At 41.9% G+C, this 18,190-nt stretch carries 12 protein-coding genes; 11 read left to right on the forward strand and 1 reads right to left on the reverse strand.

Annotation, left to right across the window (positions count from 1 at the left end; all coding sequences use genetic code 11):
• The first annotated feature begins 60 nt into the window (after nucleotides 1–60).
• The 3 genes from NML69_RS07720 (at nucleotide 61) to NML69_RS07730 (ending at nucleotide 2,859) form a co-directional block, all read left to right on the forward strand.
• Nucleotides 61–861: an excalibur calcium-binding domain-containing protein gene (locus tag NML69_RS07720; RefSeq protein ID WP_254726132.1), complete on the forward strand. Its 801-nt coding sequence runs from the start codon at nucleotides 61–63 to the stop codon at nucleotides 859–861.
• A 100-nt stretch (nucleotides 862–961) separates the two neighbouring features.
• The gene (locus NML69_RS07725; RefSeq protein WP_254726135.1) at nucleotides 962–1,921 is read left to right on the forward strand and encodes an ROK family glucokinase; all 960 of its coding nucleotides are present in this window, start codon (nucleotides 962–964) and stop codon (nucleotides 1,919–1,921) included.
• A gap of 98 nt (nucleotides 1,922–2,019) precedes the next feature.
• The gene (locus NML69_RS07730) at nucleotides 2,020–2,859 is read left to right on the forward strand and encodes a thymidylate synthase (protein WP_254726137.1); all 840 of its coding nucleotides are present in this window, start codon (nucleotides 2,020–2,022) and stop codon (nucleotides 2,857–2,859) included.
• A gap of 42 nt (nucleotides 2,860–2,901) precedes the next feature.
• Here the strand turns inward: NML69_RS07730 and NML69_RS07735 are convergent, their stop codons facing one another.
• Nucleotides 2,902–3,072, reverse strand: coding sequence for a DUF3042 family protein (locus tag NML69_RS07735; RefSeq protein WP_001051782.1), 171 nt, complete (start codon nucleotides 3,070–3,072; stop codon nucleotides 2,902–2,904).
• Nucleotides 3,073–3,192: 120 nt separating this feature from the next.
• On the opposite strand from NML69_RS07735, the gene miaA reads away from it, so the two are divergent.
• The 8 genes from miaA to NML69_RS07775 all read left to right on the forward strand — a co-directional run.
• Nucleotides 3,193–4,077 (forward strand): tRNA (adenosine(37)-N6)-dimethylallyltransferase MiaA, encoded by an 885-nt coding sequence (miaA, locus tag NML69_RS07740; RefSeq protein WP_254726139.1) that lies wholly within the window; start codon nucleotides 3,193–3,195, stop codon nucleotides 4,075–4,077.
• Complete coding sequence (gene hflX / locus NML69_RS07745) at nucleotides 4,070–5,308, forward strand: GTPase HflX (RefSeq protein WP_254726141.1); 1,239 nt, start codon at nucleotides 4,070–4,072, stop codon at nucleotides 5,306–5,308. Before miaA ends, hflX begins: the two co-directional genes overlap by 8 nt.
• On the forward strand, nucleotides 5,301–5,924 hold the full coding sequence (locus NML69_RS07750) for a cystathionine beta-lyase (protein WP_254726143.1): 624 nt from the start codon (nucleotides 5,301–5,303) through the stop codon (nucleotides 5,922–5,924). Before hflX ends, NML69_RS07750 begins: the two co-directional genes overlap by 8 nt.
• Nucleotides 5,925–5,938: 14 nt before the next feature.
• Nucleotides 5,939–6,868, forward strand: a complete 930-nt coding sequence (gene rnz, locus NML69_RS07755; RefSeq protein WP_254726145.1) for a ribonuclease Z — start codon at nucleotides 5,939–5,941, stop codon at nucleotides 6,866–6,868.
• A gap of 28 nt (nucleotides 6,869–6,896) precedes the next feature.
• A complete protein-coding gene (locus NML69_RS07760; protein WP_254726147.1) occupies nucleotides 6,897–7,388 on the forward strand; it encodes a hypothetical protein in 492 nt (163 codons plus the stop codon).
• Nucleotides 7,389–7,416: 28 nt separating this feature from the next.
• Nucleotides 7,417–8,172 carry an SDR family oxidoreductase gene (locus NML69_RS07765; protein ID WP_254726149.1) on the forward strand — a complete coding sequence of 252 codons (756 nt, stop codon included), beginning with the start codon at nucleotides 7,417–7,419 and terminating at the stop codon, nucleotides 8,170–8,172.
• A gap of 250 nt (nucleotides 8,173–8,422) precedes the next feature.
• Nucleotides 8,423–15,400: an LPXTG-anchored adhesin/beta-galactosidase BgaA gene (bgaA, locus tag NML69_RS07770; RefSeq protein WP_254726153.1), complete on the forward strand. Its 6,978-nt coding sequence runs from the start codon at nucleotides 8,423–8,425 to the stop codon at nucleotides 15,398–15,400.
• A gap of 463 nt (nucleotides 15,401–15,863) precedes the next feature.
• Nucleotides 15,864–18,190 (forward strand): SpaA isopeptide-forming pilin-related protein (locus NML69_RS07775; protein ID WP_254726155.1); only part of this gene is annotated, 2,327 nt, incomplete at its 3' end.

Raw genomic sequence — 18,190 nt, forward strand, 5'->3', positions numbered from 1 at the left:
TTGTTGAATTAAGTTTGATAAAATAAAAAGAAAACGATGTCATTTTATTAGGAGGAAATGATGAAAAAAACAATTTTGCTGAAAGTGATTCTTACTGTTTTTCCAATTTTAGGTTTGTTTGCTCAACCGGTTAGTGCAGAAGAAAATATTCATTTTTCTAGTTGTAAAGAAGCATGGGAAAATGGTTATTCTGATATCCATAGAGGAGAGCCTGGATATTCTTCAAGACTAGACAAAGATGGTGATGGGATAGCTTGTGAACGTGCAAATGCACCTCGGGGAGTCTTTAAACCACGCCAGTCTAGTCCACAAAATAGAGTTTCTTCTAGTGGATGGGTTAAGCAGGACGGATATTGGTATTATTATTCTGACAATGGTAATCCAGTAACAAATTCTTGGAAAGGAGATTACTATCTCAAATCAGATGGGACAATGGCTCAGAGTGAGTGGATATATGACTCATATTACAAAGGATGGTATTATCTCAAATCGGATGGTTCATATGCACGAAATACATGGATAGGAAGTTACTACCTTAAACAAAACGGAAAGATGGCTCAAAGTGAATGGATTTATGATTCATCATACCAAGCTTGGTATTATTTGAAATCAGATGGATCCTATGCACAAAATGCTTGGCAAGGCGCTTTTTATCTCAAAGCGAACGGTAAAATGGCACAAGGTGAGTGGATTTATGACTCTTCTTATCAATCTTGGTACTACTTGAAATCAGATGGTTCATACGCTCGTAATACTTGGCAAGGAAATTACTATTTGAAATCAGATGGTAAAATGGCAAAGAATGAGCAAGTTGATGGTGGCAGATACTACGTAGATGGTTCTGGTCTTTGGAAACCATAAATCAGAATAATTTCTAGGAAGTTAATGCAAACCTTTGCACAAAATGGACGATTTTGTTATACTATATCTGTAAGCATTTTCAATTAAAAAGGAGAAGATGATGAGTCAAAAGATTATTGGGATTGACCTTGGTGGAACATCTATCAAGTTTGCAATTTTAACTCAAGAGGGAGAAATCCAAGAAAAATGGTCCATCAAGACTAATATTTTGGATGAGGGAAGTCATATTGTCGATGATATGATTGAGTCTATTCAGCATCGTTTGGACTTGCTTGGATTGTCATCTACGGATTTCCGAGGCATTGGAATGGGATCACCTGGTGTGGTTGACCGTGAAAAAGGAACTGTTATCGGTGCCTACAACCTCAACTGGAAAACCCTTCAACCAATTAAAGAAAAGATTGAAAAAGCCTTGGGTATTCCATTCTTCATCGACAATGATGCCAACGTAGCTGCTCTTGGTGAGCGCTGGATGGGTGCTGGTGACAACCAACCGGACGTTGTCTTTATGACACTTGGTACAGGTGTTGGTGGCGGTATCGTGGCAGAAGGCAAATTGCTTCACGGTGTCGCTGGTGCGGCAGGAGAACTTGGTCATATCACTGTTGACTTTGATCAACCAATCGCTTGTACTTGTGGTAAGAAAGGCTGTCTTGAGACAGTTGCTTCTGCAACAGGGATTGTTAACTTGACTCGTCGTTATGCAGATGAATACGAAGGTGATGCAGCCTTAAAACGCTTGATTGATGATGGAGAAGAAGTAACAGCTAAAACTGTCTTCGACCTTGCAAAAGAAGGAGACGACCTTGCCTTGATCGTTTATCGTAACTTCTCACGTTACTTGGGAATTGCTTGTGCTAACATCGGTTCAATCCTAAACCCATCAACCATCGTCATCGGTGGTGGTGTATCAGCTGCAGGAGAATTCCTTCTACAAGGTGTTCAAAAAGTCTATGACGAAAATACCTTCCCTCAAGTACGCACATCCACAAAATTGGCTCTTGCAACTCTAGGAAATGACGCTGGAGTTATCGGTGCGGCATCACTTGTATTGCAATAAGATCATAAAAGGAGAAAAACACTACTTTAAAGCCAGTGATTTTCCTCCTTTCTTTTTTTATGCTATACTAGTTAGGACAATAAATGAGGTGAGAGTAAATGACAAAAGCAGATACGATTTTTAAAGAGAATATTGAACGAATCCTCAAAGACGGTGTCTTTTCTGAGCAGGCTCGTCCCAAGTACAAAGATGGAACTGTTGCCAATTCCAAGTACGTAACGGGTGCCTTTGCGGAGTATGATTTGTCTAAGGGGGAATTTCCCATCACAACCTTGCGTCCCATTGCAATCAAATCTGCCATCAAGGAAGTACTCTGGATTTACCAAGATCAGTCTAATAGCTTAGATGTTCTCAATGACAAGTACAATGTTCACTACTGGAATGACTGGGAAGTGGGAGATACGGGAACCATCGGTGAGCGCTATGGGGCAGTCGTTAAGAAACACGATATCATTAATAAGATTCTCAAGCAGTTGGAAGCCAATCCTTGGAATCGTCGCAATATTATCTCACTCTGGGATTACCAAGCATTTGAGGAGACAGACGGCCTCCTTCCATGCGCCTTTCAGACCATGTTTGATGTCCGTCGTGTTGATGGAGAAATCTACCTGGATGCGACCTTGACTCAGCGTTCTAACGATATGCTGGTGGCCCACCACATTAACGCTATGCAGTACGTAGCCTTGCAGATGATGATTGCCAAGCATTTCGGCTGGAAGGTTGGGAAGTTTTTCTATTTTATCAACAACCTTCATATCTATGATAATCAGTTTGAACAAGCTCAGGAATTACTCCGTCGTGATCCGTCAAATTGCCAACCACGTTTGGTCTTGAATGTACCAGACAAGACTAATTTCTTTGATATCAAAGCGGAAGACTTTGAGTTAGTTGACTATGATCCGGTCAAGCCACAGCTGAAGTTTGATTTGGCTATTTAAGAAAATAAAAAGAAGTTGAGATTTCTCAACTTCTTTTTTTGATTAATGTGATACGCGACGGCGAGCTGCTTTTTTGCGGTTTTCTTCGATGAAAGCTGCTTTTTGCTCTTCTGGCTCAATCACTTTCTTTTTAATTGCGTATACTGCACCTGCAACAGCAGCGACAGTTCCTGCGACACCTGTTACAAGACCTTTAGCGAATCCTTTAGCCATGAGTCTTCCTCCTTTATCTTCCCGATCAGCCTAGCTCCTCAAGTGGTAGCATTTTTCTGACTGACCTTTTTGTGATATAATAATAGTAACGAAAAAATGGAAATTTTTCAAGGAAAAAAGATGAAAACAAAAATAATTGTGATTGTTGGACCGACTGCTGTTGGGAAGACAGCCCTTGCTATTGAAGTGGCTAAGCGCTTTGGTGGAGAGGTGGTCAGTGGTGACAGTCAGCAAGTATACAGAGGGTTGGATATTGGGACGGCCAAGGCTAGCCCAGAGGAGCAAGCAGCTGTTCCTCATCATTTGATTGATGTCAGAGAGGTGACCGAGTCTTACTCGGCTTTTGATTTTGTTTCAGAAGCTAAGAAGGCCATTGAGGATATTCAAAGCCGTGGCAAGCTAGCCATTATCGCTGGTGGAACTGGACTTTATATCCAGAGCTTGCTTGAAGGCTATCATCTAGGTGGGGAAACACCTCATGAGGAGATTGTAGCTTATCGGGCTAGTTTGGAGCCTTATTCAGATGAGGAATTAGCCCATCTTGTGGAGCAAGCAGGTCTTGAAATTCCCCAGTTTAATCGTCGTCGTGCCATGCGTGCCTTGGAAATTGCCCATTTTGGTAAGGATTTGAAAAATCAGGAAAGTCCTTATGAAGCTTTGATTATCTGCTTGGATGATGAACGCAGTCAGCTTTATGAACGTATCAACCGTCGAGTAGATCTGATGTTTGAGGCTGGACTTTTGGATGAGGCTAAGTGGCTCTTTGACCATTATCCAGATGTGCAGGCAGCCAAAGGCATTGGCTACAAGGAACTCTTTTCTTATTTCCGTGGGGAGCAAACTCTTGAGGAAGCCAGCGAGAGTCTCAAACAGGCGACCCGCCGTTTTGCTAAGCGTCAGTTGACCTGGTTCCGTAATCGCATGCAGGTTACCTTTTATCAGATAGGAGAGCCTGGTGTGCAAGACCGTATTTTAAGCCAGATTGAGGAGTTTTTAGATGATTGAAACGGAGAAAAAAGAGGAACGCGTCCTGCTCATTGGTGTGGAATTACAGGGCATGGACAATTTTGACCTCTCTATGGAAGAATTGGCCAGTCTAGCCAAGACTGCTGGAGCAGTTGTAGTCGATAGCTACAGACAAAAACGTGAAAAATATGATTCCAAGACCTTTGTCGGCTCTGGTAAGTTGGAAGAAATTGCGCTCATGGTGGATGCAGAAGAAATTACAACTGTCATTGTCAACAACCGTCTGACTCCCCGGCAAAATGTCAATCTAGAGGAAGTTCTGGGTGTCAAGGTCATTGACCGTATGCAGTTGATTCTGGATATCTTTGCCATGCGAGCTCGAAGTCATGAAGGAAAACTCCAAGTCCACCTGGCCCAGCTCAAGTACCTCTTGCCCCGCTTGGTTGGTCAGGGAATTATGCTCAGCCGTCAGGCAGGGGGAATTGGTTCCCGTGGTCCAGGTGAGAGTCAGTTGGAACTGAACCGACGTAGTGTTCGCAATCAAATCACAGATATTGAGTGTCAGCTTAAGGTAGTTGAGAAGAATCGAGCGACAGTCAGAGAAAAACGCTTGGAGTCAAGTACCTTTAAAATTGGTTTGATTGGTTACACCAATGCTGGGAAATCAACCATCATGAACACTTTGACCAGCAAGACCCAGTATGAGGCTGACGAGCTTTTTGCGACCCTGGATGCGACAACTAAGAGTATCCATCTGGGGGGCAATCTTCAGGTTACCTTGACGGATACGGTTGGCTTTATCCAGGATCTGCCGACTGAATTGGTTTCCAGTTTCAAGTCAACCTTGGAAGAAAGCAAGCATGTGGATCTTCTGGTTCATGTCATCGATGCCAGCAATCCTTATCACGAGGAGCATGAAAAAACAGTCCTGTCCATCATGAAAGACTTGGATATGGAGGATATTCCCCGCCTGACCCTTTATAATAAAGCGGATTTGGTGGAGGATTTCACGCCTACCCAAACACCTTATGCCCTCATTTCTGCCAAGTCTGAGGATAGTCGTGAGCAGTTGCAAGCATTGTTTTTGGAGAAGATCAAGGAGATTTTTGAAGCCTTTACCCTGCGCGTGCCTTTTTCAAAGTCTTACAAGATTCATGATTTGGAAAGTGTAGCGATTCTGGAGGATCGTGACTACCAAGATGACGGTGAAGTGATTACAGGATTTATTTCCGAGAAAAATAAATGGAGATTAGAGGAATTTTATGACTGATATTAAAACGTTGGCTCTAAAGTATGGAGGTTATACAAGTCTGGATAAGGTCTATCTAGATCAACTTCTAGCTGGCAAAACAGAGCAAGAGCAGTTGGCTCTCATCACACCTCCTCCGAGTGTCGTCAATGCCTACTTTGCTGAACTCTACCAGAAAAAGAGTCCTGAAGCTGCGACAGATTACTTTGCAGAACTCAGTCATGAACTGAATCTCTACAATGCTGATCCAAGTTTCACCTTTGAAAATAAGCCTTTTATTCGTCTTAATTTATCTGGCAAATCTTTTGGATTTTGCTATGAGAGTGAAGGACTGGGAAGGATATTCTCAGAAACTGAGGAAGCAATCACAGCTGACTTGCTCTTTGAAATTGCTCAGATTTTCCCTCATCAGTTGGTCTTTGGAGAGTCTGGAAAGATTTACTTGAAGTCTGTCGGGGACGAGGAAGTTGTTAGCGTAAAAAGTCTCACAGCTTTGACTGATTTGGAAAGTTTAGCTGATGGTCGCAAACGTCTCAAAGGCTATAGCCAAGAGGATTTACTGCAAGAAGCTAGAGCTTTTTCTGGCAAGTGCTATTTCCGATCGGAAAACCGTACTGCTATGTTATATATTGATTAATTAGGAAGTATCGAATGGATATTCAATTTTTAGGAACAGGGGCTGGTCAGCCCTCCAAAGCCCGCAACGTTTCAAGTCTTGCCTTGAAACTCTTGGATGAGATTAACGAGGTTTGGCTCTTTGACTGTGGAGAAGGAACGCAAAATCGTATTCTGGAAACCACGATTCGACCACGTAAGGTCAGCAAAATCTTTATCACCCACCTGCATGGAGACCATATCTTTGGCTTGCCAGGATTCCTTTCTAGCCGTGCTTTTCAAGCTAATGAAGAGCAGACAGATTTGGACATTTATGGACCTCAAGGGATCAAGTCATTTGTCTTAACCAGCCTTCGTGTGTCCGGTTCTCGTCTGCCTTACCGCATTCATTTCCATGAGTTTGACCAGGATTCTCTAGGGAAAATTCTTGAAACAGATAAATTCACGGTGTATGCGGAAGAGTTGGATCACACTATTTTCTGTGTGGGTTATCGTGTCATGCAAAAGGATCTAGAAGGGACCTTGGACGCTGAAAAACTAAAGGCTGCTGGTGTACCATTTGGACCGCTTTTTGGAAAAATCAAAAACGGGCAGGATGTAGTCCTAGAGGACGGCACCAAGATCAAGGCAGCTGACTATATATCAGCGCCACGTCCAGGTAAGATTATCACCATTCTGGGTGATACCCGAAAAACCAATGCCAGTGTGCGTCTGGCTGTCAATGCGGATGTCCTTGTCCATGAGTCCACTTATGGTAAAGGTGATGAGAAAATTGCCCGCAATCATGGCCACTCAACCAATATGCAGGCTGCTCAAGTTGCAGTAGAAGCGGGAGCCAAACGACTCTTGCTCAACCATATCAGTGCCCGTTTCCTTTCAAAAGATATCAGCCAGCTTAAGAAAGATGCTGCAACGATTTTTGAAAATGTCCATGTGGTTAAAGACTTGGAAGAAGTTGAGTTATAATGTTATAGTTCGTTGAGAGGGAAATAAGATGACTGTTGAAAATCGTTTATTGGATAAAGCGGATTGGTATTTTGAGAATGCATTAACCAACTACTTGCATAGCTATCAATTACAAAAAGAAGAGCTAACTCAAAAAGATTATCGGGAGATTTATCGTTGGGCTGCGAACCATATCGGTTTTTTCGTGACTTGGCTCATCCAGCATGATGCCAAAGAAATGATGTCTCCTGATGAAGAAACGGTATTCCAAAGTATAAAAAAAGAGCAAACTTTGGGTGTTGATTATCTTTTAGACTGGTGCGATGCTAAACTGGGAACAATGGATATTACAAAGGATTTTCAGGCTTTTGTAAATGACTATTATGAACATCAGTATATGGATGATTATTCTGAATATATAGTCAATGACTTGTATGACCTGCCTTTAGAATTTTTAGGTAGCTGGGAAGATTATCATCTGTTTGCTCCTGTCATTGATCAAGCCTATGCTCATTATTTAGCTGGAAAAAAATTTCATTAAATTGACCAACACTTTGAAAGGAATAGAGATGCGAACCATCATCATCACGGGGGCAAGCGGTGGCTTAGCCCAAGAAATGGTCAAACTCTTACCAAATGACCAACTCATCTTACTAGGTAGAAACAAGGAAAAATTAGCTCAACTCTATGCAAAGCATCCTAATGTAGAATTGATTGAAATCGACACTACTGATGACTCAGCCCTAGAATCCCTGGTAGTTGACCTCTATCTCCGTTATGGCAAGATTGATGTCTTGATTAACAACGCTGGCTATGGAATTTTTGAAGATTTCGACCAGATCTCTGCTCAAGACATTCTCCAGATGTTTGAGGTCAATACCTTTGCCCTGATGAATCTGTCTCGTCGTCTTGGAGCCCGCATGAAAGAAAACCGAAAAGGCCATATCATCAATATCGTCAGCATGGCAGGTTTGATAGCGACTAGCAAGTCCAGTCTTTACTCAGCGACCAAGTTTGCGGCTATTGGCTTTTCAAACGCGCTGCGCCTCGAACTCATGCCCTATGGTGTCTATCTAACGACGGTTAATCCAGGACCGATTCGTACTGCCTTTTTTGACCAGGCTGACCCAGATGGTAGCTATCTCAAGTCGGTTGACCGCTTTCTCTTAGAACCAGATGCAGTCGCTAGAAAGATTGTCAAAACCATAGGAAAAAACAAACGAGAACTCAATCTCCCAGTTTTGTTGAACCTAGCCCATAAGTTTTATACCCTCTTCCCCAAGCTAGCTGATAAGTTGGCTGGGGGGATCTTTAATTATAAGTAAAAGGAGTTCCTTACAAAAGGAACTCTTTTATAATATTGATCTGAGTGTCAAAAATTTGTTTGTTTTTGTTCTAAATCTACATTCACTTTTTTCGAATCTTCTACAAATTTTAGAAAAAACAATCAAAAATATGATTTTTTGTGTTTAGGGTATTGAAATTTCCTATATTATTTTATAAAATAAGGGTAAAAGGCTATGAAAAAGTAATACGCTTACAAATAAATGGAAACGGTTACTAAAGGAGGATTTTATGGAAAAAGGCCATTGGAATCGTAAAAGAGTCTACAGCATTCGTAAGTTTGCCGTAGGCGCTTGCTCTGTCATGATTGGAACCTGTGCGGTTCTATTTGGAGGAAGTGTCATTGGAGAATCACCAGTTTTCGCGGATGAAACTCCTATCACCCACACTGTGGAACAAGCAAAAGAGGAAAGTCCGGCAGTGGAGGAAAAAGAAGATCAAACTGTAGCAGAGCACAAGGATGCTGCAAGTGTCGACCAAAGTCAAGCTGCTCCAATTGAAGCAAGCAAAGCCGAGAAGAAAGAAGAGGAACCTGTAGCTCCAAAAGAGGAGAAAGCATCTCTAAAGCCTGAAGAAACAGCTCCAAAGGTAGAATCTCAAGCTTCAAGTCAAGAAAAGCCTGTCAAGGAAGAGTTGAAAGCTGTGACAAATGAAGAAGTGAATCAAATGATTGAAGATAGAAAAGTGAATTTTAATCAAAATTGGCACTTTAAACTCAATGCGAATCCTAAAGAAGCTGTGAAATCAGATGCTGACGTATCAACATGGCAAAAATTGGATCTCCCACACGACTGGAGTATCTTTAACGATTTTGACCATCAGTCACCTGCCCAAAACGAGGGTGGACAGCTCAATGGTGGTGAAGCTTGGTATCGCAAGACCTTTAAACTTGATGAAAAAGATCTCAAGAAAAATGTTCGAGTGACCTTTGATGGTGTCTACATGGACTCTCAAGTCTATGTCAATGGTCAGTTAGTGGGGCATTATCCAAATGGTTATAACCAGTTCTCATATGATATCACCAAATACCTTCACAAAGATGGTCGTGAGAATGTGATTGCTGTCCATGCGGTTAACAAACAACCAAGTAGCCGTTGGTACTCAGGTAGTGGTATCTACCGTGATGTGACCTTGCAAGTGACAGATAAGGTTCATGTTGAGAAAAATGGGACAACCATCTTAACACCAAAACTAGAACAACAGCAACACGGCAAGGTTGAAACGCATGTGACCAGCAAAGTCGTCAATACAGATGATAAAGACCATGAATTGGTTGTAGAGTATCAAATCGTTGAACGTGGTGGTCAGACTGTAACAGGCTTGGTTCGTACAGCGAGCCGTACCTTGAAAGCACATGAGTCAACAAGTCTTGATGCGATTCTAGAAGTTGAACAACCAAAACTCTGGACCGTTTTAAATGACAAACCTGCCTTGTACGAATTGATTACGCGTGTTTACCGTGATGGTCAATTAGTCGATGCTAAGAAAGATTTGTTTGGTTACCGTTACTATCATTGGACTCCAAATGAAGGTTTCTCTTTGAATGGTGAACGCATTAAATTCCATGGTGTTTCCTTGCACCATGACCACGGAGCGCTTGGAGCAGAAGAAAACTATAAGGCAGAATACCGTCGTCTCAAACAAATGAAGGAGATGGGTGTTAACGCCATCCGCACAACTCATAACCCTGCAAGTCCACAGACCTTGCAAATCGCAGCAGAACTTGGTTTGCTGGTTCAGGAAGAGGCCTTTGATACTTGGTATGGTGGTAAGAAACCTTATGACTACGGACGTTTCTTTGAAAAAGACGCTACTCACCCAGAAGCTAGAAAAGGTGAAAAATGGTCTGACTATGATCTTCGTACCATGGTCGAAAGAGATAAAAACAACCCAGCTGTCTTCATGTGGTCTATCGGAAACGAAATCGGTGAAGCCAATGGTAATGCTCACTCTCTTGCAACGGTTAAACGCTTAGTAAAAGTGATTAAAGATGTTGATACTACACGTTATGTTACCATGGGAGCAGATAAGTTCCGCTTTGGTGATGGTAGCGGTGATCATGAGAAAATTGCTAATGAACTGGATGCAGTTGGTTTCAACTATTCAGAAGATAACTACAAGAAACTTCGTGCGAAACATCCAAACTGGTTGATTTATGGTTCAGAAACATCCTCAGCAACCCGTACACGTGGTAGCTATTATCGTCCTGAGCAAGAATTGGTACATAGCAACCAAGCTTATCGTAACTATGAACAGTCAGATTATGGGAATGATCGTGTTGGTTGGGGTAAAACGGCAACCGCTTCATGGACCTTTGACCGTGACAACGCTGGCTATGCTGGACAGTTTATCTGGACAGGTACGGACTATATCGGTGAGCCTACACCATGGCACAACCAAAACCAAACTCCCGTTAAGAGCTCTTACTTTGGTATCGTAGATACAGCTGGTATTCCAAAAAATGACTTCTATCTCTACCAAAGCCAATGGGTTTCTGTCAAGAAGAAACCAATGGTTCACCTTCTTCCTCACTGGAACTGGGAAAATAGAGAATTGGCATCGAAAGTTGAAGATTCAGACGGAAAAATCCCAGTTCGAGCTTACTCAAACGCTGCAAGCGTAGAATTGTTCTTAAATGGTCAATCTCTCGGAGTTAAGAAGTTCAACAAGAAACAAACCAGTGATGGCCGCACTTACCAAGAAGGTGCCAATGCTAAGGAACTCTATCTTGAATGGAAGGTTGCTTACCAACCAGGTACTTTGGAAGCTGTAGCTCGCGATGAAGCTGGAAAAGAAATTGCACGTGATAAGATCACGACTGCAGGCCAACCAGCAGGTGTTCGCCTCGTCAAGGAAGAACATGCAATCGCAGCAGATGGAAAAGACTTGACCTACATCTACTACGAAATCGTTGACAGTGAAGGAAATGTGGTACCAACTGCCAATAATTTGGTTCGTTTCCAATTGCATGGACAAGGTCAACTGGTCGGTGTCGATAATGGGGAACAAGCCAGCCGTGAACGCTACAAGGCACAACCAGATGGTTCTTGGATCCGTAGAGCCTTTAACGGTAAAGGGGTTGCCATTGTTAAATCAACTGAGCAAGCAGGTAAATTCACACTAACAGCTCATTCAGATCTCTTGAAATCTGGTCAAGTAACTGTCTTTACTGGTAAAAAAGAAGACCAAGAAAAGACAGTTCTCGGAACAGAGGTACCAAAAGTACGTACTGTTATTGAGAAAGAACCGAAAATGCCGAAGACCGTCGCTTTTATCTACAGTGATGGCAGTCGTGAAAAACGTCCAGTAACTTGGTCTTCTGTTGATGTGAGCCAAGCTGGAGTTGTGACAGTTAAAGGTATGGCAGACGGACGTGAGGTAGAGGCTCGTGTTGAGGTTCTAGCAATTGCGAAAGAACTGCCTACTGTAAAACGTGTTGCCCCAGGAACAGACTTGAGTGCTGTTGATAAATATGTTTCTATCGCTGTAACGGATGGAAGCGTTCAAGAATACGAAGTTGATAAGTGGGAGATTGCGGAAGCAGATAAAGCTAAACTGTCAGTTGCAGGATCACGTATTCAAATGACTGGTCAACTGGGTGGTGAGACTATTCACGCTACCCTTGTGGTAGAAGAAGGTAATCCTGTGGCTCCTGCAGTACCAAATGTAACTGTTGGTGGCGAATCTGTCACTGGTCTTACTACTCAAAATCCAATGCAATACCGAACTCTTGCTTACGGTGCATCCTTGCCAGAAGTTGTAGCAAGTGCTGAAAATGCGGATGTTACTGTAGTCCAAGCAAGTGCAGCAAACGGCATGCGTGCAAGCATCTATGTTCAACCAAAAGATGGTGGCCCTCTTCAAACTTATGCAATTCAATTCCTTGAAGAAGCACCAAAAATTGACCACTTGAGCTTACAAGTAGAGCAAGCTGACGGTCTTAAAGAAGACCAAACAGTGAAATTGTCTGTACTCGCTCACTATCAAGACGGAACACAAGCAGTTTTACCAGCTGATAAAGTAACCTTCTCTACAAGTGGTGAAGGGGAAGTCGCAGTTCGTAAAGGGATGCTTGAGTTACATAAGCCAGGAGCAGTCACTCTGAAAGCGGAATATGAGGGGGCTAGAGGCCAAGTTGAACTCACTATCCAAGCCAATACTGAGACGAAGGTTGCACAATCTATCCGTCCAGTAAATGTAGTGACAGACTTGCATCAGGAACCAAGTCTTCCAACAACAGTAACTGTTGAGTATGACAAAGGTTTCCCTAAAACTCATAAAGTCACTTGGCAATCTATTCCAAAAGAAAAACTCGACCACTATCAAACCTTTGAAGTTCTAGGTAAAGTTGAAGGTCTGGATCTTGAAGCGCGTGCTAAAGTATCTGTAGAAGGCATCGTTTCAGTTGAAGAAGTCAGTGTGACAACTCCAATTGCAGAAGCGCCGCAATTACCAGAAAGTGTTCGCACCTACGATTCAAATGGTCACGTTTCATCAGCTAAGGTTACATGGGATACGATTCGTCCAGACCAATACGCCAAGGAAGGTGTCTTTACAGTTAATGGTCGCCTAGAAGGTACGCAATTAACAACTAAACTTCATGTTCGCGTATCTGCTCAAACTGAGAAGGGAGCAAATATTTCTGACCAATGGACCGGTTCAGAATTGCCACTTGCCTTTGCTTCAGACTCAAATCCAACTGATCCTGTTTCAAACGTCAACGATAAATTGATTTCCTTTAATGACCGCCCAGCTAACCGTTGGACAAACTGGAACCGTACTAATCCAGAAGCTTCAGTTGGTGTCCTATTCGGAGATTCAGGTATTTTGAGCAAACGTTCCGTTGATAATCTAAGTGTCGGATTCCACGAAGACCACGGAGTTGGTGTACCGAAGTCTTATGTGATTGAATATTATGTCGGTAAGACCGTTCCAACAGCCCCTAAAAACCCTAGCTTTGTAGGTGAGGAAAACCATGCCTTTAACGATCCTGCAAACTGGAAAGAGGTAAGCAATCTCAAAGCACCAGCTCAATTAAAAGCTGGAGAAATGAATCATTTCAGCTTTGATAAAGTTGAGACCTATGCGGTTCGCATTCGTATGGTTCGACTTGATAGCAAGAAAGGAACGTCTATCACAGAAGTACAAATTTTTGCGAAACAAGTTGCAGCGGCCAAACAAGGACAAACAAGAATCCAAGTTGACGGTAAAGACTTAGCAAACTTTAACCCTGATTTGACTGACTACTATCTTGAGTCAGTAGATGGAAAAGTTCCTGCAGTAACAGCAAGTGTTAGCAACAATGGTCTCGCTACCGTCGTTCCAAGTGTTCGTGAAGGTGAGCCAGTTCGTGTTATCGCGAAAGCTGAAAATGGTGATATCCTAGGAGAATACCGTTTACACTTTACAAGCAATAAAGACTTGCTCTCTCGTAAACCAGTTGCCGCGGTCAAACAAGCTCGCTTGCTACAAGTAGGGCAACCGCTTGAATTGCCAACTAAGGTTCCTGTTTACTTCACAGGTAAAGACGGTTACGAAACAAAAGACTTGGCAGTAGAATGGGAAGAAGTTCCAGCAGAAAAGCTGACAAAAGCAGGTCAATTTACCGTTCGAGGCCATGTCCTAGGTAGTGATCTTGTTGCTGAGTTCACTGTACGAGTGACAGACAAACTTGGTGAAGCTCTATCAAATAACCCAGAGTATGATGAAAATAGTAACCGCGCCTTTGCTTCAGCCACTAATGACATTGATAGAAACTCCCATGACCGTGTGGACTATCTCAATGACGGAAATCATTCAGAAAATCGTCGTTGGACAAACTGGTCTCCAACACCATCTTCTAATCCAGAAGTATCAGCAGGTGTGATCTTCCGTGAAAATGGTAAGATTGTAGAACGGACTGTAGCGCAAGCCAAACTTCACTTCTTTGCAGATAGTGGTACAGATGCCCCATCTAAACTCGTTTTGGAACGCTATATTGGCCCAGATTTTGAAGTGCCTACCTACTATTCAAACTACCAAGCCTACGATGCAGCTCATCCATTCAATAATCCAGAAAATTGGGAAGCTGTGCCTTATCGTGCGGATAAAGACATCGCAGCTGGTGATGAAATCAACGTAACATTTAAAGCTGTCAAAGCCAAAGCCATGAGATGGCGTATGGAGCGTAAAGCAGACAAGAGCGGTGTTGCGATGATTGAGATGACCTTCCTTGCACCGAGTGAATTGCCTCAAGAAAGTACCCAATCAAAAATTCTTGTAGATGGGAAAGAGCTTCCTGACTTCGCTGAAGATCGTCAAGACTACCAAATCACCTATAAAGATCAACGTCCAAAAGTCTCAGTCGAAGAAAGTAATCAAGTAGCTTCAACAGTTGTAGATAGCGGAGACGATAGCCTTCCAGTACTTGTTCGCCTTGTTTCAGAAAGTGGAAAACAAGTCAAGGAATACCATATCCAGTTGACCAAGGAAAAACCAGTTTCTGAGAAGACTGTTGCTGCTGTACAAGAAGATCTTCCAAAACTCGAATTTGTTGAAAAAGATTTGGCTTACAAGACAGTTGAGAAAAAGGATTCAACACTGTATCTAGGTGAAACTCGTGTAGAACAAGAAGGAAAAGTTGGTAAGGAACGGATCTTCACAGCGGTTAATCCTAGTGGAAGTAAGGAAGAAAAACTCCGTGAAGTGGTAGAGGCACCGACAGACCGCATCGTCTTGGTTGGAACCAAACCAGGAACCTCCCTTCCAGAAGATGAAGTGAAAAACCTTGTCCTTAACAGACCAGAACTTGTAATCGAAGAAGAAACAATTGATTTCAAGGTTCAGGAACAAAAGAATGATCAGCTTCCAGCGGGTCAAACTCGTGTTCTCCAAGAAGGTCAAAAAGGTATCCGTGTTCACTTGATCGAAGTTGAAAATGGCAAGCGAACTGAAAAAGAAAGCTATGATAAAGTCATGGCTCAAGATCGCATTGTAGAAGTTGGTACGGCTAGTGAAACAACTAAACCAGTACCTCAAGAATCTACAAAACCACAAGTATCAGAAAAAGCAGATACAAAAGAAATTTCTTCAAATGAAGCTAGTCAGGTTCAAAAAGAACAGTTACCAAATACAGGAAGTGCAGAAAGTCAAGCAGCTCTAGCAGTAGGCCTAGCTCTTCTTGGTTTGAGTGCAGGATTAGTGGCCACTAAAGGTAAAAAAGAAGACTAGAATGAATCAGTATTTCTTCTAATTGTATCTCAGAAAGACCAGGGGAACCTGGTCTTTTTAATGGGTAGAAGTATTCTCTCTAGAGTAATTTAACGTTTATGAAATCAGATAACCAAAATGATAAAAACACTATCTGGTATCGTAAACAAGGTGAACTCATTTTTTAAAAAATAGCAGTAAAATATACCAGATTCTGTTTTTATGATAGGAGAAGAAAAGACACAAAGCGGTTAATATACGGATGTGAAAAAGTCGATTTCAAACGATAAGAAAAAATTGGATTTTTTTATAAAAATTTGCTTGATAGTTCTAGCCTTTTTCTTCATAGTATGATAAAATGTGGATGTAATGTGGCTAATAATTTTCGCTTGAAAAAGCAGAATGGTGATTAGTTGGGGACAATCATTTAGTTTACTATTACATTGTACATTTACAACTGAATATTATAAGAAAGGAAGATTAAATGAACAAGAAAATAAGATCTTGGATTCAGATCCTTATTCTTTGTTTGGGAGTTATTCTCCAATCATTTGCCCCTCTGACGCAAGTACATGCGACAGAGTATAATGATGTGATCACTAGTGTTGGTGTTGAAAACAGATCTGGTGAAGCTTTAACGCAAGGGTTGGATATTTGGCAAGAATTCCGTCTTACTGCAGATTTTGTTTTGCCAGATAATACGGTGCATGAAGGTGATACAACAATACTTCAATTGCCATCAGAGATTGCATTTTCAAACTCTTCAGACATTGAATTACGAGATGCTTCTAACAATCTTGTAGCTACTGGACATCTAGATGCCACTAGCAAAACGATTACTCTAACTTACACAAAGTTTGTTGAGAATAATTCTGGCGTTAGGGGGAAATTCTTTGTCTATGTCCGAGTTGACCATGACGTTGTTTCAGAAGAAAAAGACGTTGATGTTAACGTTACAGTAGGCCATAGAGTTCTATTTGCAGGGAAAATCCGTTATAACGGCCCTCCAGGGAAATACGACTCTAAAATTGAAAAGAGTTCCTTCCAATACAAGGATGACGAGAAAAATGTAATCCGTTATAACATTACTGTAAACCGCAATATGGCGAACTACAGTGATGTCACTATCAAAGATGCTTTCTCTTCTCCAAATATGACATTCCTACCAGATACTTTTCGTATTTATAAAGTAAACTGGAGCTGGAATAACGGAGACTGGAAATGGTCCGATGCTCAGGATATGACCGAAACCTTTAAAAACCAACTAGTGGTAAATGCGAATGGTGATGGTTTCACCCTTCCTTTAGGAGATACTAATGGTTTTGGTTATATGATCGAGTATCGAGCTAAAGCGAATTATGATCTAGTCGATGGTGAGGAAATCACGAACGTAGCCAACATGAGCTACAATGGTAGTGAGAATGAACAATCAACAAGCACACGTACCTACCAGATTGCAGGTGGTGTTGCGGAAGGATATGTTTTCACCATTAAAATTCATAAGGTAGACGAAGCAGGCCAACCATTGCAAGGTGCAGTTTTTGAAGTGATTCGTGATCGTAACCAAGCTGTTGTTGGACGATTGACAACAGGTCCTGATGGTAACGCTAGTGTAGGTAAATTGTTGCGAGACAACTATACACTTCGTGAAGTAACTGCTCCTCTTGGCTATGACAAATTAACTGAAGATATTAAAATTTCTCCAGATGAGTTTGGTTCAGACAAATCAGTAGAACGTCGAATTGAAAATAAGAAGACACCTCCGAAGACACCAACTGAGAAAGAGATTACTTTCAAAAAGGTGGATCCAAATGGAAAAGAAATTCCAGGAGCGGAACTGAAAATCTATAGTGGAGATACAGTCAATCTTGAAGAGGCACCTGTTGCAGACTGGACTACTGTAGCTGACACTTCTAAAGTGATTAAGCTGGCACCAGGGACCTACACTCTAAGAGAGTTCGATGCTCCAGATGGGTATCAGTATGTTGATGATGTTACCTTCACGGTCAATGCTGATGGTTCTATTACAATTGTCAAAAAAGGTACAACAGATACTGTCGTAACAACTGGTTCTGTTTTGTCAATCACTGACAAAGAAGATACAACTCCAAAGGCGATTACCTTCAGTAAAGTCAATCTTGGAGGAAATGAAATCGCTGGTGCTCAGATTAAGATCTACAAGGGCGAAAAAGCTGAAGGCACAGCTGTAGAAAGCTGGACTTCAACTGACCAACCTAAGCAACTGAATCTTGAACCAGGCATCTACACTTTCCATGAGGAAGCAGCCCCAACTGGTTACCTCAAAGTAACGGATATCACTTTCCAAGTTAAACCTAACGGTACTGTTGAAGTGACAAAAGTAGGTGAAAAAGATTCTAAAGGTGAAGACAATCGTGTTGTAGCCCAAAATTCAACTCTGACAGTTACTGATAAAGATGACGATGTAGCTCGTAAAATCACGTTCAGTAAAATTAGTCTTGGTGGGGTTGAAATCGCAGGAGCACAAATCAAGATCTTCAAAGGCGATAAGGCAGAAGGCACAGCTGTAGAAAGCTGGACTTCAGAAGCTGGTAAGTCTAAAGAATTGAGCTTGGCCCCAGGTACTTACACCTTCCATGAGGAAGCAGCCCCAACTGGATACCTCAAAGTAACGGATATCACTTTCAAAGTTAACTATGATGGAACAGTTAAAGTGACGAATGTTGGTACTAAGGATGCTAAAGGCGAGGACAATACAGTCGTAACCGATGGTTCAACAATCAAAGTCACTGATAAAGATGACGATAGTCCACGTAAGATTACCTTTAGTAA

It is taken from the genome of Streptococcus sp. CF8-6 (genome assembly GCF_024295845.1).
Classification (GTDB): Bacteria; Bacillota; Bacilli; order Lactobacillales; family Streptococcaceae; genus Streptococcus; species Streptococcus oralis_BO.

Bases quoted from the DNA above. Each gene is read 5' to 3' on its own strand.
- NML69_RS07720 (WP_254726132.1), top strand. From the start codon at position 61: ATGAAAAAAACAATTTTGCTGAAAGTGATTCTTACTGTTTTTCCAATT.
- NML69_RS07725 (WP_254726135.1), top strand. From the start codon at position 962: ATGAGTCAAAAGATTATTGGGATTGACCTTGGTGGAACATCTATCAAG.
- NML69_RS07730 (WP_254726137.1), top strand. From the start codon at position 2,020: ATGACAAAAGCAGATACGATTTTTAAAGAGAATATTGAACGAATCCTC.
- NML69_RS07735 (WP_001051782.1), bottom strand. From the start codon at position 3,072: ATGGCTAAAGGATTCGCTAAAGGTCTTGTAACAGGTGTCGCAGGAACT.
- miaA (WP_254726139.1), top strand. From the start codon at position 3,193: ATGAAAACAAAAATAATTGTGATTGTTGGACCGACTGCTGTTGGGAAG.
- hflX (WP_254726141.1), top strand. From the start codon at position 4,070: ATGATTGAAACGGAGAAAAAAGAGGAACGCGTCCTGCTCATTGGTGTG.
- NML69_RS07750 (WP_254726143.1), top strand. From the start codon at position 5,301: ATGACTGATATTAAAACGTTGGCTCTAAAGTATGGAGGTTATACAAGT.
- rnz (WP_254726145.1), top strand. From the start codon at position 5,939: ATGGATATTCAATTTTTAGGAACAGGGGCTGGTCAGCCCTCCAAAGCC.
- NML69_RS07760 (WP_254726147.1), top strand. From the start codon at position 6,897: ATGACTGTTGAAAATCGTTTATTGGATAAAGCGGATTGGTATTTTGAG.
- NML69_RS07765 (WP_254726149.1), top strand. From the start codon at position 7,417: ATGCGAACCATCATCATCACGGGGGCAAGCGGTGGCTTAGCCCAAGAA.
- bgaA (WP_254726153.1), top strand. From the start codon at position 8,423: ATGGAAAAAGGCCATTGGAATCGTAAAAGAGTCTACAGCATTCGTAAG.